Origin of the sequence: Massilia forsythiae (genome assembly GCF_012849555.1) — a bacterium.
GTDB lineage: Bacteria > Pseudomonadota > Gammaproteobacteria > Burkholderiales > Burkholderiaceae_D > Telluria > Telluria forsythiae.
Genome location: NZ_CP051685.1, coordinates 1,130,162 through 1,144,102 on the forward strand (window position 1 = coordinate 1,130,162; position 13,941 = coordinate 1,144,102).

The following is a 13,941-nucleotide window of genomic DNA, read 5'->3' on the forward strand; positions in this document are numbered from 1 at the left end:
GGATTCCAATTCTTGAAAAGACGCTACTGGATAAGGATTATTTGCCCATCGCATGCGCGATCAGCCGGCGCTTAACTAGCGGCAATTTATCCAGCAAGTTTAATCCGATATTGCGCACCACGCGCAGCGGCTCCAGGTTGGTGCCGAACAAACGCTCCAGGCCATCGGTCGCCAGTTGCATCAGCAACACATCTTCCTTGCGCGCGCGCGCATAGCGCGCCAGCACGCGTTCGTCGCCGATGCCGTGGTGCGCCTCGCGCGCGCCGATCACCTCGAGCAGGTCGACGATGTCGCCGAAGCCCAGGTTCATCCCGTGCCCGGCCAGCGGATGCACCGCGTGGGCAGCGTCGCCGAGCAGGGCCACGTGCGGCGCGGTGATCGCGTGCGGGCGCACCAGCGCCAGCGGAATCGCCTTCACCACTTCCGGCTGCAAGGGCTTGAGCAGGCCGAGCTCGCGGTCGGCATGCTCGCCCAGGCGGATCGCCAGTTCGCCCAGCGATTCGTTCATGATGGTATCGGCCAGCGCATCCGGCGCCGACCATACCAGCGACACCTTGTTGCCCGGCAGCGGCAGCAGCGCCACGATGCCGTCCTTGCAGGTGAACCACTGGCGCGCGACGTTGTGGTGCGGCTTTTCGCAGGTAAAATTGGCGACGATGGCGCGCTGGCGGTACGAGCGGTAGTCGATGCCGATGTCGCACTGGCCGCGGACCCACGAGTCGCGCCCGTCGGCGCCCAGCACCAGCTGCGCCTCGATGGCGCCGCCCTGCTCCAGCTCCACCCTGGCTCCGTCCTGCGCGCAGGCCAGCCGACTGGCGCGGCCTTCGACCACCGTCACGTTCTGGGCGAAGCGCAGCGCAGCGTCCAGCGCCCCATTCAAATTGCTGTCCTCGACGATCCAGGCCAGCGCGCCGGCATGGGCGCCGAAGGCATCGAAGCCCAGGTGGCCGCTGCCCGCGCCGTCACCCTGCACATCCATCGCATCGACCGGCGCCACGCGCGCCATGTCGAGCGCGCCCCACACCTTCAGCGACGACAGCAGCGCGTGCGCCGTGTGATTCAATGCGTACACGCGCACGTCCCACGGGCGCTCGCCACCGTACGATGGCGCTGCCGACGCCTGCTCGGCGCGCGCCGGCGGCACCAGCAGCGTCACGCCATGGCCGGCCTGCGACAGGCCCAGCGCCGCGGTCTTGGCGATGGCGCCGTTGCCGATGATGCAGACGTCGCTGCGGCGGACGGCGCCCTGGCCCGCGCCCTGGCCCGGATTGTTGCGCCCATCGCTGCGCAATGGTGCGGAGGAAGTGGTGTATGAGGTCATGCGGGCATTATAGCCCTTGCCGCTGGCGAATCAGCGCGCTCCGGGCTGTGGCGCTGGCCTGCCGTGGCTGCGCGGCCTGGGCGGCGTTCAGGCGCCGTTCATAAAAAATTGCCTGCCAGGACTTGCGGGCTCGAACACCGCTGGCTATAATCATGCCTCTCTTGGCCTGGTAGCTCAGTTGGTAGAGCAGAGGATTGAAAATCCTTGTGTCGGTGGTTCGATTCCGCCCCGGGCCACCAAGAATTCGGCAGTACAGTAAGACGCCACCCTCGGGTGGCGTTTTTGTTTTTAGGCCATTGCCCTTGTCCGGTATATTTGCAGTATCGTTTCGATTACGGCAGCATGCGAGGATGGAGTTTAGAGCATGGAAGCAACGCCACGTATCATCATTATTGCCGGACCCAACGGCGCTGGAAAAACTACCTTCGCGCGTGAATTTTTACCGAGCGAAGCTGCATGCCCAGTGTTCGTTAATGCGGATTTGATCGCGGCAGGACTAGCGCCGTTTGCTCCAGAAACGGCTGCGATACAAGCAGGACGTTTGATCTGCAAGAACTCACTCGCCACTTTGCCGCCCGCACCAGCTTTGCATTTGAGACGACGCTTTCAGGTCGAGGCTATGTTCGGCTGATCCGCGAATGGCAAAATGCCGGTTACCGCGTCAAGCTTATTTTCTTACAATTAGCAAGTGCTGGCGAAGCCATCGCACGCGTGGCGCAACGGATCAAGCAAGGCGGCCATCATATTCCTGACGACGTTATCCAGCGCCGCTTTGTTGCTGGGAAACATAATTTCGATCAGATTTATGCGCCCATCGTGGATGCCTGGGCTTTATATGACAATGCCGGATCTACCCCGATTCTTATCGACTGGAGCGAACGATCATGAACAAACGACCGATCGAGCAGGCCCACGATCCTGATCTGCGGCTTTCGCAAATCGCTATGCAGCGGGCAGCAAAACGTGCATACGACCTCGCGAGAATGACTGGTACAACAATTGTCGTCAGCCATCATGGGATTATTGAACACTTGACGCCCGAATCCAGCGTCAGTAATTCAGCCTCAAACGGACAAAAGGACTGAAACGCCTTGTGTCGGTGGTTCGATTCCGCCCCGGGCCACCAAGAATTCGGCAGTACGACAGAACGCCACCTTCGGGTGGCGTTTCTGTTTTTGGCGCACCGTTTGCGGTATCGGTCATCCGGCCATTGTCATCGTTGAATTTTTGTCATATGTTGAATAGCCGGGCATGCAAGATTTTGCGGCCCGGCAGATCGCAAGATCCATTCAACCAAAGGAGACACGTATGCCACGCTACCTGGTCGAACGCACTTTTCCCGATGGTCTTCACGTCCCCGTCGATGCCGAGGGCGCCAGCGCCCTGAGCAAGATCGTCGAGGCCAACAGCAGCCAGGGCGTCACCTGGGTGCATTCCTATGTGAGCGCAGATAAAACCCGCACGTATTGCATCTACGATGCGCCGACGCCGGAAGCGATCAAGCAGGTCGCCGAGCGCAACGGGCTGCCGGTCAACAATATCAGCGAAGTCTCGGTGCTGGAACCTTACTTCTATCACTGACGCTGCAATGGCAACACCTGGCGCAGCGCGCCAGGGTCACACTCCCGGCGCCGCGGCGAAAATCGCCTGCAGATCGTCCGCACCGAGGGCGGGCGCCAGTCCGCCTTCCGCGTCCAGCAGCGCATTCGCCAGTTCCCCCTTGCGGCGCTGCATCTCCTGGATCTTTTCCTCGAGCGTGCCGCGTGCGATCAATTTGTAGACGAACACCGGCTGTTCCTGCCCGATGCGCCAGGCGCGGTCGGTGGCCTGGTTTTCGGTGGCCGGATTCCACCACGGATCGTAATGGATGACGGTATCGGCGGCGGTCAGGTTCAGGCCGACGCCGCCGGCCTTCAGGCTGATCAGGAATATGCCCACCCGCCCCTGCTGGAAGGCGGCCACCGGCGCGGCGCGGTCCACGGTGTCGCCGGTCAGCGTGACGAAGTCGACGGCGCGCGCCTGCAGGGCCTCGCCGATCAAGGCCAGCATGCTGGTGAATTGCGAGAACACCAGCACCTTGCGCCCTTCGCTCAGCAGCGTGTCCAGCAATTCCAGCAGCGCCTCCAGCTTGGCCGAAGCGGCGGCGCCGCCCTGTTTCTTGAGCAGGCGCGGGTCGCAGCACACCTGGCGCAGCTTGAGCAGGGCGTCCAGGATCACGATCTGGCTGCACGCGACACCCTTGCGCTCGATCTCGTCGCGCACCTTGCGGTCCATCGCCAGGCGCACGGTTTCGTACAGGTCGCGCTGGGCGCTGCCGAAGTCGACCGGCAGCTCGATCTCCGTCTTGGGCGGCAGCTCGGTGGCCACCTTGTCCTTGGTCCGGCGCAGCATGAACGGTTTTACGCGCCGTGCCAGCCAGGCCTGGCGCACCGTGTCGCCCTGCAGTTCGATCGGCTTGCGCAAGCCGCTGTTGAAGCTCTTTTCGTCGCCCAGCAGGCCCGGCATGAGGAAGTTGAACTGGGACCACAGTTCGCCCAGGTGGTTCTGCACCGGCGTGCCGGTCAGGCACAGGCGGTGGCGCGCATCGAGCAGGCAGGCCACCTGCGCCGCCTTGGAGCGGCTGTTCTTGATGTACTGCGCTTCGTCCAGGATCAGCAGGTGATAACGCTGCGCCCGCAGCGCCTCCTCGTCGCGTCCCAGCAAGGGATAGGTGGTCAACACCAGGTCGGCGCCGGCGATCCGGTCGAACAGCGCGCCGCGTTCCTTGCCGTGCAACAGCAGCACGCGCAAGTCCGGGGCGAAGCGGGCCGCCTCGGCCTGCCAGTTGCTCATCAGGCTGGTGGGCGCCACCACCAGCACCGGCGCGTCCAGGCGCCCCGCTTCCTTTTCCGCCAGGATGTGGGCCAGCGTCTGGACGGTCTTGCCGAGTCCCATGTCGTCGGCCAGGATGCCGTTGAAACCGTATTCGCGCAGGAATTGCATCCACTCCAGCCCGGCCTGCTGGTAGGGACGCAAGGTCGCCTGCAGGCCGGCCGGTGCGTCCATCCGGCGTACGCCCTCGAACTGGCCCAGCTTGCGGCCCAGTTCGCGCAGGCGCTCGCCGCCCAGCCAGCGCAATTGCGCCGCCTGCTCCAGTTCGGCCAGGCGCGCGGCATCGGCGGCCGGCAGGCGCAGCGCATCGCCGATGCGCTCGTTGAAATACAGTTCGCCCAGGATGGCGAGGATCGGCTTGACGCGCTGCCACGGCAGGATCACGCGCGGTCCCCGCGGCAGATCGACGATGATTTCGCTGTCGTCGGCGCGCGCCGCCAGGGCCGCGGCATCGAAATCGCGCGGCGCCTTGCGGATCATTTCCAGCAGCAGCGGCAGCAGCGCATGGCGCTTTCCCTCCACCAGGATGCCGAGTTCCAGCGCGAACCAGCCGCCGGCACCGTCGGTTTCCTCGTGGAGTTCGGCATACCAGTCCTCGGCCTCCGCCAGCTGGTAACGGAAATCCTCTTCGATCTCGATCTGCCAGCCGGCGGCGCGCAGGCGCGGCAGGTCGCGGCGCACGAATGCGATCCAGGCGTCCGGCGTCGGCAATGCCAGGGCATCGTCCATGTCGGCCAGTGGAGAATCCTGGTCGGGCTCCGTGAACCCGATATCGGCGAGCAGGGCCGCCGCCGCGCTTTCGGCCTGCAAATCGCGCACGACGAGGTCGACCGTGTCGTTTTCGACCCTGCGCAGCACCGGGTCGTCGATGCCTTCGGTCTGCATGCCGTCGTAGTCGAACGACAGCAGCGCGTAATCGTGCCCGTGGTATTCGCGGTAGTGCCGCGCCTCGAAGCTGTCCAGCAGCAGGTGCGGTACCGGCGCCACGTCGCGCCGCTCGCGCGTCTGCAATGCCTGCGGCGGCGGCAGGATGCGGTCCAGCCCCAGCTCGACCAGGCGCGCCGCCATGCCCGCGCGCTGCTCGGCATGCAGCACTGGCGCCTGCTCCACGAGACGCAGCAACGCGGGCACAGGCAGCCCCGCAGCGGTTGGCGGCATCGCCATTTCACCGAGCAGGCCCTCATACAGGTAGCGCACCGGTTCGGTCGGCAACACATGCGTGACCGCATCGTGCTCGCCGAAACGCCAGCGCAGCTTTACCGACTCGTTGTCGTCCTCCTGCGCATGCCAGCCAAGCGTGGCATGCCGTACTGGTCCCGGACGAACCTTCCACACATGGCCGCGCTTCGGGTCGGCAAGCGTGGCCGCCACCAGCAGCCGCTCTCCGGCACACAATTGGTCGAGCAGGCGCGCCCCGAGGCAGCCAGTGGGGCGCAGACCGTCGCCATGCATGTGGCCGGCGCTTAACGCGATCATCATACGCAACACGTCTTCATCGTCGGCACTGCCATTCGCCGGCAGCGTGGACAGCAACTCGCGCATGTCGTCGTGGATGGTGACGCTGCTGATGCTGCCGTCCTTGCGCAGGCGCGCCCTGCCTGCGTGCAGGTACATGGCGCCGCTGCGCGCGTCCGGAATCAGCATGTATACCAGCCGATAGCGCTGCGTCGCCTGCTGTGATGGCGCCGCGCTCTCGCTCGCCGACGACTCCGCCACCGCCAGTTGACGCAACCATTGCTCGGCCCTGGCAGGCAAGGCGCCGGACTGCACCGGCACGCCCATGCCTTGTTTCAGCGCCTCCAGCAGCGCCGCGACGACGTGCTTGCAGTTGAAATCCATCGGGCAGCTGCAATCGCCGTCGAAGCGCACGCCATGGCGGCTTTCTCTGAGCAAAATGATTTGCTGGTAAATACTGCCGTTGCTGCCTCCCACTTCGCTACGGATCACATCGTCTTCGCGGGTGACCTCGCGAACCATTCCTTTGCGCATATAGCCAAGGCCGCGGGAAAAGGTGGTGGCGTCGAACTGGAGTGTGAGACTTTCAAAGGTAAATTGCATGACATGCGTAATGGCGTGGGTCCGTACACCATTATCGTCGATCGCGCGGCCTGCTTGCCGGTTGCTTCATGAAGCCTTCAATCCGTACAAAGCACAACGCCACCCGAAGGTGGCGTTGTCGTTGGTACGGCATGCAGCGTCCGATCAATGGAAGAAGAAATAGATCAGAACCAGAACGATTGCCGGAACACCCATGATCCAAGCCAGGAAATATTTACCCATGATGCTACCCCCCTTTGATGTTGTGTGGTGATGACGATTTAATAATATATTGAACGAAACCCCGCTTCCGTGCGCTGGTACACAGAGCGGGCTGTACGCTGCAAATATGCACAAGAAATAGCGCTAGTATCAAGAAAACGCCACCCGAAGGTGGCGTTGCAGAGAGGGCAAAGAAAGCGGCTCAGGCTTTCTTGAGCGCGCTGCCCTTGTGCGCCGCTTCCGCCCCGGTCTTGTCGCTCACGACCAGGTATTCCGGATGCTCTCTCGACGCCGCCACTTCATGCGACTTGATGGTGGTGTGCGCGGTCAGCTTCTTCTTGACGGTGCCGTGCACCGTGCCTTGCGAAGATTCCCACTGCACCTTGTCGCCCGCCTTGAATTCGTTCGTCATGATCGTCCCTTATGCCGTCGCCCCCGCGAAGGCGGGGGACCAGAATAAAATGGAGGCGTGCTTGCGTGTGCATGCCTGGCGGTAAAGCTTATTTGCCCGGCTTCAGCACCACCTTGGTCCAGCCATTTTCGCGCTTGTCGAATTTCTCGTACGCATGCGGCGCCTCTTCCAGCGCCAGTTCGTGCGAGATGATCGTCGACGGTTTCACGCGCCCGGCATGGATCAGCTTGGCCAGGTGGCGGTTGTAGGCCTTGACGTTGGCCTGGCCGGTACCGATGCGCTGGCCCTTGAACCAGAAATTGCCGAAGTCGAAGGCGAGCTTGCCTTCCTTTTCCAGCGGGTCCGGGCCCTTCGGATCCTGCGGCAGGAACACGCCGACCACGCCGATGCCGCCGGTCGCCTTGACCGTCTGCACCAGGTTGTTCATGGTGAGGTTCGGCACTTCCTTGCCGTGCTTGTCGCAGCACTGGTAGCCGACGCATTCGCAGCCGCAATCGGCGCCCTTGCCGTCGGTCAGGTCGAGCACGCGCTGCACGCCGCCCTGCTCGGTATCGTCGATGGCGATCGCGCCCAGTTTTTCGGCCAGCGCCAGGCGATCCTTGTGGGTGTCCACCACGAACACCTGGCTGGCACCCTTCAGGTAGGCCGACGCGGTCGCCATCAGGCCGACCGGACCGGCGCCGTAGATCACCACCGAGTCGCCCGGCTTGACGCCGGCCAGTTCGGTCGCGTGGTAGCCGGTCGGCAGGATGTCCGACAGCATCACGTAGTCGTTTTCCTTTTCCTTGGCGTCTTCCGGCAGCACCAGGCAATTGAAGTCGGCATACGGCACGCGCAACAGTTCGGCCTGGCCGCCGCTGTACGGACCCATGCCGGCGAAGCCATAGGCGGCGCCGGCGCTGCCCGGATTCGCGGTCAGGCAAAAGCCGGTGTAGCCGCGCTCGCAATTCTCGCAAAAGCCGCAACCGATGTTGAACGGCAGGCACACCATGTCGCCGACTTTCACGCGTTCGACCGCGGCGCCGACCTCGATCACCTCGCCCAGGTTCTCGTGGCCCAGGATGCGCCCGGCTTCCATCTCGGTGCGGCCTTCGTACATGTGCAGGTCGGAGCCGCAGATGTTGGTGGTGGTGATACGCACCAGGACGTCGGTCGCTTTTTCGATTTTCGCGTCCGGCATGTCCTTGACCTGGACGTCGCAGGGGCCGTTGTAGACGAGTGCTTTCATGGTGGTTCCTTTTCTGTTCGGAAATATGAGAACACGGCCGCAGCCGCGTTGTAGAAAATGAAACCACTTTGAAGCGCGCACGGCAGGAACTCGGTGCGGCAATTAACCCAGCCATCCTCGAATGCATCGTAAAACGCGATAAATGCTTTTAAAACGATGCCATCAGGAGATAATTTATTTATTACAATGCTTTAAATCAAAACTGAACATTCCCGGCAGTGTTCCCTGTGCGACCGCTTCCGCTCAACCATGATGGTCGTGGGCGCCGTCACCATGTCCACCCATCATGCCGCCCATGCCACCGCCGCCGCCACCGCCACCGCCTTCTCCGCCCGCACCAGCGCCATCGCCCCCACTACCCTTGCCGCCGCCCTTGTCGCCGTCCGCCTTGCCGCGTCCGGCGGCACCGCCCTGGGTGCGCGTCGGCCCCTGCAGCGGAATGGCGACGTCGGCCGGCATCGGTCCGAGGTCGAGCGCTTCGCGGATGAAGTCGCGCAGTGCGATCACCAGTTCGGCGGTGTGGATCGGGCGCCCGGCGGCCATGTCGGCGGCGGCCTTGCCGGCCAGGCGGCAGTGCTCTTCGGTGCCGAGCAGGAGGATGTCGGCCAGGGATGCCTCGACCGCGTCGCGGATGCGCCGTGCGCGCTCGGAATTGGCGCCGTTGTCGGCAATGGTCTGCGGCACCAGGCCCGCTTGCGCTGCCGCCGCGGCGCCGCCCTGCCCGGCCATGCGCAGTTCGCGCAGGTGGGTCGGGTCGACCGTCAGCTGGCCGGTGAACGAACCGCCCAGCGCGCGGTAGGCGGCGATCAGGGTACGCAATCGTTCGTTGATCTGGCGGTTCATGCGCTCGCGCCGCTGCTGGACGGTCTGCATCATGAGCACCCGGATGCCGACCCCGAGCAGCGTGAACACGGCCAAGCCGAGAAAGGTGGTCAGCATCGCCTGCCACGAACTGAAATCCAGGTAGCGCATCTTATTCCACCCCGTCCAGCAGCATGTTCACCGCGGCCGGCGAGATCGGCTTGGTGAAATGGCGGTCGAAGCCGGCCTGCGCCGAGCGGGCGCGGTCCTCGTCGGTGCCCCAGCCGGTGACCGCGACGATGGTGATGCGCGCCAGCCCCTCGATCAGGCGCAGGCGGCGCGCCACTTCGTAGCCGGTCATGCCGGGCATGCCGATGTCGAGGAAGGCGACTTCGGGCAGGAAGCTTTCGGCCAGCTCGACCGCGCGCGCACCGTCGTGCGCCATGCGCACCTCGTGTCCGTAGGCGCCGAGCAGGCCGGCCAGGCTCTGCGCGGCGTCGGTGTTGTCGTCGGCCACCAGGATGCGCAGGCGCCGGCTGCTGCGCACGGGCGCCGGGCGCGCGGCCGCCGGCCAGGTGGCGGGGATAGCGCCGCTGTCGAGCGGCAGGCGCACCGTGAACGTGCTGCCGCGGCCGGCGCCCTCGCTGGCGACGTTGATGGTGCCGCCGTGCAGGCCGACCAGCTGGCGCACCAGCGCCAGGCCGATGCCCAGGCCGCCCTGCGAATGGCCCATGTTGCGTCCGACCTGGCTGAACATGTCGAACACCGAGGCCAGCGATTCGGCCGGGATGCCGATGCCGCTGTCGGTCACCGCGATCAGCGCGGCGCCGTCGTCGCGCGTCACGCTCAGGCGGATGCGCCCGCCGGGCGGCGTGTACTTGGCGGCGTTGGTCAGCAAATTGCCGACCACCTGGGCGATGCGGGTCGGGTCGGCCTGCAGCGCCAGCGGCTCGGGCACCAGCTGCACCGACAATGCGTGGCGCGCGCCCTCGATCGCCGGCAGGCAGGTCTCGACGGCGTCGGACACGATCGTGTTCAGGTCGACCGCCTGCTTGCGGATCTCGATCTTGCCGCTGGTGACGCGCGCGATGTCGAGCAGGTCGCTGATCAGGTGCGTCATCTGCGTGGTCTGGCGGTCGATCATCTCGCGCACCCGCGCCACGGTTTCCGGGCTGTCGCCGCGCATGCGCATCAGTTCCAGGCCGGTACGGATCGGCGCCAGCGGATTGCGCAGCTCGTGCGCCAGCACCGCCAGGAACTCGCTTTTCCTGCGGTTTTCCTCGGAAGCGCCGATGGCCAGGCGCTGCATGTCGGCTTCGCCCTGCTTGCGCGCGGTGGTGTCGCGGAACATGACGGCGACCAGGCGCTCGTCCGGACGGCCCAGGCGGAACGCGTTGACGTCGAACCAGCGCCCCAGCTCGGGCGAGTAATGCTCGATGCGCACCGACTCGCCGCTGCGCACGATGCCGGCGTAGGTCTCGAGCCAGAAGGGTTCGACGTTCGGCAACAGTTCCTTGACCGTCCTGCCCTGCGCGTCCTTCACGCCGGTGTGCTCTTCGAAGCGCGGATTGGTCTCGATGTGGCGGTAGTCGAACGGCTTGCCGTGTTCGTCGAACAGCAGCTCGACGATGCAGAAGGCGGCGTCCATCTCGTCGAACAGGGCGCGGTAGCGCTCCTGCGAGACGCGCAGCGCGGCTTCCGTGCGCTTCATGGCGTCGATGTCGGTCACCACGCTGACCAGGCCCTTCACATTGCCGTCCGCATCGCGCACCGGCACCGCCGCCACCCGGGTCCAGTGCCGGCTGCCGTCGTCCTCGGTGTACAGCATGTCGATGCCGGGCACCACGCGTTCGCCGCGCAGGCTGCGCGCACCGGGAAAATCGTGGCGCGCCACCGGCGTGCCATCCTCGTGCCAGGCGCGCCAGCGGCCGATGCGTCCGTCGTCGCGCGACGGCATGGTCCTGGTCGGCGTGAAGCGCTGCATGTCCTGGTTGCACATCAGGTAGTGGCCATCGGCGTCGACCACCGCCACGCCCACCGGCAGGCTGTCGAACACGGCCGACAGGCGCGCCTGGGCGTCGCGCGCCTCGGCCTCTGCGCGCACCGCCTGCACCGCGGCCCAGGTGCGCTCGGCGACTTCCTGCGCCAGCTGCACGTCGCCGTCCTGCCAGGGGCGCGGCACCGGGCTGTGCATGGCGAACGCGACGCGCAGCCTGCCTGCCTTGAGCAGCGGCAGCGCCACGTGGGCGCGCACGCCGATGGCGGCATAGCTGGCGCCGTGGCCGGCCGCCTGCGGATCGGCCTCGACGTCGGGCACGACCAGCTGCCGTCCGGCGCGCATGCCGGCGGCGACTTCCGGTCCGAACTCTTCCAGCCGTTGGCGGATGCCGGCCACGCTCGGAATACCCGGTGCGGCCCAGTCGCGGCGCACGAAGAAGGTGTCGCCGTCGTCTTCGATCTCGCAGTACAGCACGCGCGACACGCCCAGTTCGCGGCCCAGCATTTCGCTGGCGGTGGCCACGACCTCCTCGGGCGTGGACAGGTCGCGCAGGCGGTCGGCCAGCGCCAGCTGGAACGCCAGGCGGCGCTCGGCCGGCGAGGCATCGGCGCGCCTCGGCGCCTCGAAAGACACCTGGATGCCCAGCACCGCGCCGCTGCGGCCGCGCACCGGCGCGGCCGCAGCGGCGGATGGCGCGCCCGCGCCCTGCCCGGCCGCGTCGCACAGGCAATCGCACAGCGCATCGAGCGATGCGTCCGGGAGTGCCGTGGCGGTGCCGGCCAGTGCGGCGTGGACGGCGTCTCCCGCCCGCGCCCAGGCCGCCGGCCACGCCGCGCGCAGCGGTTGCCCGAGCGCGGCCGGGTGGCGTTCGCCCAGCAGGGCCGCGCAGGCATCGTTGTAGAACACGACTGCCCGCGGTCCCCACAGCAGCAGGACCGGATGGCGCGCATGCAGCGCCAGGTCGAGTGCGGTCACCAGTTCGGCCGGCCAGTCCTGCGCCGCGCCGAGCGGCGAAACGGTCCAGTCGATGGTGCGCAGCGTGGCGCGGATGGCACCATCGCCGTGGAACAGGAACAGGTCGTCAGGGGTCACGTTCATCCCGGCATTGTCCCATGTTTCTTGCATGGAGGACGCGTTCGGCGCCGCGCTCAGCGCACCACCTGCAACTTGACTTTCTGCCCTTTGCGATAGGTGTACAGCGTCAGGGCAGCGTTCAGCAGGTCGCCGCGCGCGTCGAAGGCGATGGCGCCGGTGATGCCCTGGTAGCGCACCCTGGCCAGTGCCGGCAGGAAGGCATTCGGATCGGTCGAGCCGGCCTGCTGCATGGCGGTGGCGAAGGTCATCACCGCGTCGTAGGCATACGGCGCATAGGTCTGCAGCACCATCTTGTAGCGCTGGCGGTAGCGTTCGGCGAAGGCGGCGTAGGCCGCTTCCTGCGGGCCGTCGATACCGCCCGCCACCACGCAGATCACGTGGTCGTCGCCGAGCGCGTCGCCGGCCAGCTGCGGCAGCTTTTCCGAACAGATGCCGTCGCCCGACACCATCTTCGCCCCGATCCCGAGCGCCTTCATCTGCTTGAGCATGGGGCCGGCCACCGCGTCCATGCCGCCGTAGAAGATGACATCCGGCTTGCGCGCGCGGATCTGGGTCAGGATGGCGTTGAAATCGGTGGCCTTGTCGCTGGTGAACTGGCGGCTGACGATCTCGGCGCCGCCGGCGGCCTTGACGCCCTTCACGAACTCGTCGGCCAGCCCCTGGCCGAAGGCGGTGCGGTCGTCGATCACGGCGATCTTCTTCGCCTTCAGCGTGCCGATCGAATACGCGGCCAGCGAGCGCCCGACCAGGTTGTCGTTGGCGACCACGCGGAACGCGGTCTTGTAGCCCTGGTGCGTGTACAGCGGCGTGGTGGCCGCGGGCGAAATCTGCGGGATGCCGGCGCTGGCGTAGATCTTCGAGGCCGGCACCGTGGTGCCCGAGTTCAGGTGGCCGACCACCGCCGCCACGCCGGCGTCGACCAGTTTCTGCGCCGCCGCCGTGCCCAGCTTGGGGTCGGCGCCGTCGTCTTCCGGCTGCAGCACCCAGTGCACCTTCTTGCCGCCCACCGGCGCGCCCTTGGCGTTGAGTTCGTCGATCGCCATGCGCGCGCCGTTCTCGATGTCCTTGCCCTGGTGGGCGCCGGTGCCGGACAGCGGCGACACGCTGCCGATCTTCACTTGCACGGCGCCGTTCTGGGCGTAAGCGGAAGGGATGCAGGCCAGGGCGAACGCGCCCGACAGGATGACGGCAAGACGATGCATGGCGATGATCTTTTGCTATGTATTGGATACCACGATTGTAATGCCGAACGCATGCGCCGGCCGCCGCCTGGCGTGCGGACCCGGCCGCGCCGCCGGTGCAGCTATGATGGCGTGCATCGACCACGCGCGGAAGCGAACCATGAAGATGCGGAAAAAGGCGGATTTGCCGTCCAAGGTATGCGCCCATTGCGCCCTGCCTTTCAGCTGGCGCAAGAAATGGGAACGCGACTGGGAGAACGTGAAGTACTGCTCGGAGCGCTGCCGGCGCGCCGGCGCCGGCAAGGGCGGCGCCTGACGATCAGTTGCCGACCACCCTGATCTGCTTGACCTCCAGCGTCGATTCGCCCACCAGGTCCTTGTCGAACTCTCCGGTCAGCTCGACCATGGTGTTCTGGTCGATCTTCACGCCCGCCGGGAAGTGCTTGGCGTCGATCTCCACCGTCATCCTGCCGCTCTGGTCGGCAAATTCGTAGTCCTCGCCGCCCTTGTGGCTCACCAGCTTGCCGCGCAGGCGGGCGTACTGGTCGTCCTTGCCCTTCTCCAGCAACTCTTTTGCGCTCATCAGCGGCACGTCGGACGGGCCGCTGTAGCCCGCCGGCGCCGCCTTGCCGGACGGGCCGCCGTAGCCGCCGGCCTGGGCATTGGCGGCGCCCGCCGCGGCGCTTGTCGCGGCAACTGCCGCCGCCAGGATCGAACATTGCACGATGCGTTTCATGATTGCTCCTTCCCCGGATGTGGATGTGTACGTACACC

Annotated in this window: 14 protein-coding genes and 2 tRNA genes; 8 read left to right on the forward strand and 8 right to left on the reverse strand. The window is 66.0% G+C overall.

Features of this window, described 5'->3' with window-relative positions:
* Positions 1-37: 37 nt before the first annotated feature.
* Complete coding sequence (locus HH212_RS04905; protein WP_169434338.1) at positions 38-1,321, reverse strand: FAD-dependent monooxygenase; 1,284 nt, start codon at positions 1,319-1,321, stop codon at positions 38-40.
* A gap of 163 nt (positions 1,322-1,484) precedes the next feature.
* Between HH212_RS04905 and HH212_RS04910 the strand changes: the two genes are divergently transcribed.
* The 6 genes from HH212_RS04910 to HH212_RS04930 all read left to right on the forward strand — a co-directional run bounded on the left by HH212_RS04910 (position 1,485) and on the right by HH212_RS04930 (position 2,902).
* Positions 1,485-1,560: transfer RNA gene (locus HH212_RS04910), tRNA-Phe, on the forward strand.
* Between the two features lie 125 nt (positions 1,561-1,685).
* The gene (locus HH212_RS27665; RefSeq protein WP_308633246.1) at positions 1,686-1,952 is read left to right on the forward strand and encodes a hypothetical protein; all 267 of its coding nucleotides are present in this window, start codon (positions 1,686-1,688) and stop codon (positions 1,950-1,952) included.
* Entirely contained in the window at positions 1,868-2,209 is a 342-nt protein-coding gene (locus HH212_RS04915) for an ATPase (protein WP_308633269.1), read from the forward strand. Before HH212_RS27665 ends, HH212_RS04915 begins: the two co-directional genes overlap by 85 nt.
* Positions 2,206-2,406, forward strand: coding sequence for a hypothetical protein (locus HH212_RS04920; protein WP_169434339.1), 201 nt, complete (start codon positions 2,206-2,208; stop codon positions 2,404-2,406). Before HH212_RS04915 ends, HH212_RS04920 begins: the two co-directional genes overlap by 4 nt.
* A tRNA-OTHER gene (locus HH212_RS04925) sits at positions 2,375-2,447 on the forward strand. The genes HH212_RS04920 and HH212_RS04925 overlap by 32 nt, the downstream gene beginning before the upstream one ends.
* Positions 2,448-2,629: 182 nt before the next feature.
* Entirely contained in the window at positions 2,630-2,902 is a 273-nt protein-coding gene (locus tag HH212_RS04930; protein WP_169434340.1) for a DUF4242 domain-containing protein, read from the forward strand.
* A 36-nt stretch (positions 2,903-2,938) separates the two neighbouring features.
* Here the strand turns inward: HH212_RS04930 and HH212_RS04935 are convergent, their stop codons facing one another.
* On the reverse strand, positions 2,939-6,031 hold the full coding sequence (locus tag HH212_RS04935; RefSeq protein WP_229217574.1) for a DEAD/DEAH box helicase: 3,093 nt from the start codon (positions 6,029-6,031) through the stop codon (positions 2,939-2,941).
* Between HH212_RS04935 and HH212_RS27205 the strand changes: the two genes are divergently transcribed.
* Positions 6,011-6,322 (forward strand): hypothetical protein, encoded by a 312-nt coding sequence (locus HH212_RS27205; protein WP_229217575.1) that lies wholly within the window; start codon positions 6,011-6,013, stop codon positions 6,320-6,322. The two genes, HH212_RS04935 and HH212_RS27205, sit on opposite strands and share 21 nt — an antisense overlap.
* A 331-nt stretch (positions 6,323-6,653) precedes the next feature.
* Here HH212_RS27205 and HH212_RS04940 read toward each other — a convergent pair whose 3' ends face one another.
* The 5 genes from HH212_RS04940 to HH212_RS04960 all read right to left on the reverse strand — a co-directional run bounded on the left by HH212_RS04940 (position 6,654) and on the right by HH212_RS04960 (position 13,188).
* Positions 6,654-6,863, reverse strand: coding sequence for a hypervirulence associated TUDOR domain-containing protein (locus tag HH212_RS04940; RefSeq protein WP_169434342.1), 210 nt, complete (start codon positions 6,861-6,863; stop codon positions 6,654-6,656).
* 88 nt (positions 6,864-6,951) lie between these two features.
* Positions 6,952-8,091 (reverse strand): glutathione-independent formaldehyde dehydrogenase, encoded by a 1,140-nt coding sequence (locus HH212_RS04945; RefSeq protein WP_169434343.1) that lies wholly within the window; start codon positions 8,089-8,091, stop codon positions 6,952-6,954.
* 243 nt (positions 8,092-8,334) lie between these two features.
* Positions 8,335-9,063, reverse strand: coding sequence for a hypothetical protein (locus tag HH212_RS04950; protein ID WP_169434344.1), 729 nt, complete (start codon positions 9,061-9,063; stop codon positions 8,335-8,337).
* 1 nt (position 9,064) lies between these two features.
* Positions 9,065-12,016: a hybrid sensor histidine kinase/response regulator gene (locus HH212_RS04955; RefSeq protein ID WP_169434345.1), complete on the reverse strand. Its 2,952-nt coding sequence runs from the start codon at positions 12,014-12,016 to the stop codon at positions 9,065-9,067.
* A 23-nt stretch (positions 12,017-12,039) separates the two neighbouring features.
* Positions 12,040-13,188 carry a branched-chain amino acid ABC transporter substrate-binding protein gene (locus HH212_RS04960; protein ID WP_169434346.1) on the reverse strand — a complete coding sequence of 383 codons (1,149 nt, stop codon included), beginning with the start codon at positions 13,186-13,188 and terminating at the stop codon, positions 12,040-12,042.
* A 139-nt stretch (positions 13,189-13,327) separates the two neighbouring features.
* Between HH212_RS04960 and HH212_RS04965 the strand changes: the two genes are divergently transcribed.
* Positions 13,328-13,483, forward strand: a complete 156-nt coding sequence (locus HH212_RS04965; RefSeq protein WP_211172456.1) for a DUF2256 domain-containing protein — start codon at positions 13,328-13,330, stop codon at positions 13,481-13,483.
* 3 nt (positions 13,484-13,486) lie between these two features.
* Here HH212_RS04965 and HH212_RS04970 read toward each other — a convergent pair whose 3' ends face one another.
* Positions 13,487-13,903 (reverse strand): YgiW/YdeI family stress tolerance OB fold protein, encoded by a 417-nt coding sequence (locus HH212_RS04970; RefSeq protein WP_169434347.1) that lies wholly within the window; start codon positions 13,901-13,903, stop codon positions 13,487-13,489.
* Positions 13,904-13,941 lie beyond the last annotated feature (38 nt).

Bases quoted from the DNA above. Each gene is read 5' to 3' on its own strand.
- HH212_RS04905 (WP_169434338.1), bottom strand. From the start codon at position 1,321: ATGACCTCATACACCACTTCCTCCGCACCATTGCGCAGCGATGGGCGC.
- HH212_RS27665 (WP_308633246.1), top strand. From the start codon at position 1,686: ATGGAAGCAACGCCACGTATCATCATTATTGCCGGACCCAACGGCGCT.
- HH212_RS04930 (WP_169434340.1), top strand. From the start codon at position 2,630: ATGCCACGCTACCTGGTCGAACGCACTTTTCCCGATGGTCTTCACGTC.
- HH212_RS04960 (WP_169434346.1), bottom strand. From the start codon at position 13,188: ATGCATCGTCTTGCCGTCATCCTGTCGGGCGCGTTCGCCCTGGCCTGC.
- HH212_RS04945 (WP_169434343.1), bottom strand. From the start codon at position 8,091: ATGAAAGCACTCGTCTACAACGGCCCCTGCGACGTCCAGGTCAAGGAC.
- HH212_RS04970 (WP_169434347.1), bottom strand. From the start codon at position 13,903: ATGAAACGCATCGTGCAATGTTCGATCCTGGCGGCGGCAGTTGCCGCG.
- HH212_RS04935 (WP_229217574.1), bottom strand. From the start codon at position 6,031: ATGGATTTCAACTGCAAGCACGTCGTCGCGGCGCTGCTGGAGGCGCTG.
- HH212_RS04950 (WP_169434344.1), bottom strand. From the start codon at position 9,063: ATGCGCTACCTGGATTTCAGTTCGTGGCAGGCGATGCTGACCACCTTT.
- HH212_RS04920 (WP_169434339.1), top strand. From the start codon at position 2,206: ATGAACAAACGACCGATCGAGCAGGCCCACGATCCTGATCTGCGGCTT.
- HH212_RS04940 (WP_169434342.1), bottom strand. From the start codon at position 6,863: ATGACGAACGAATTCAAGGCGGGCGACAAGGTGCAGTGGGAATCTTCG.
- HH212_RS04965 (WP_211172456.1), top strand. From the start codon at position 13,328: ATGAAGATGCGGAAAAAGGCGGATTTGCCGTCCAAGGTATGCGCCCAT.
- HH212_RS04955 (WP_169434345.1), bottom strand. From the start codon at position 12,016: ATGCAAGAAACATGGGACAATGCCGGGATGAACGTGACCCCTGACGAC.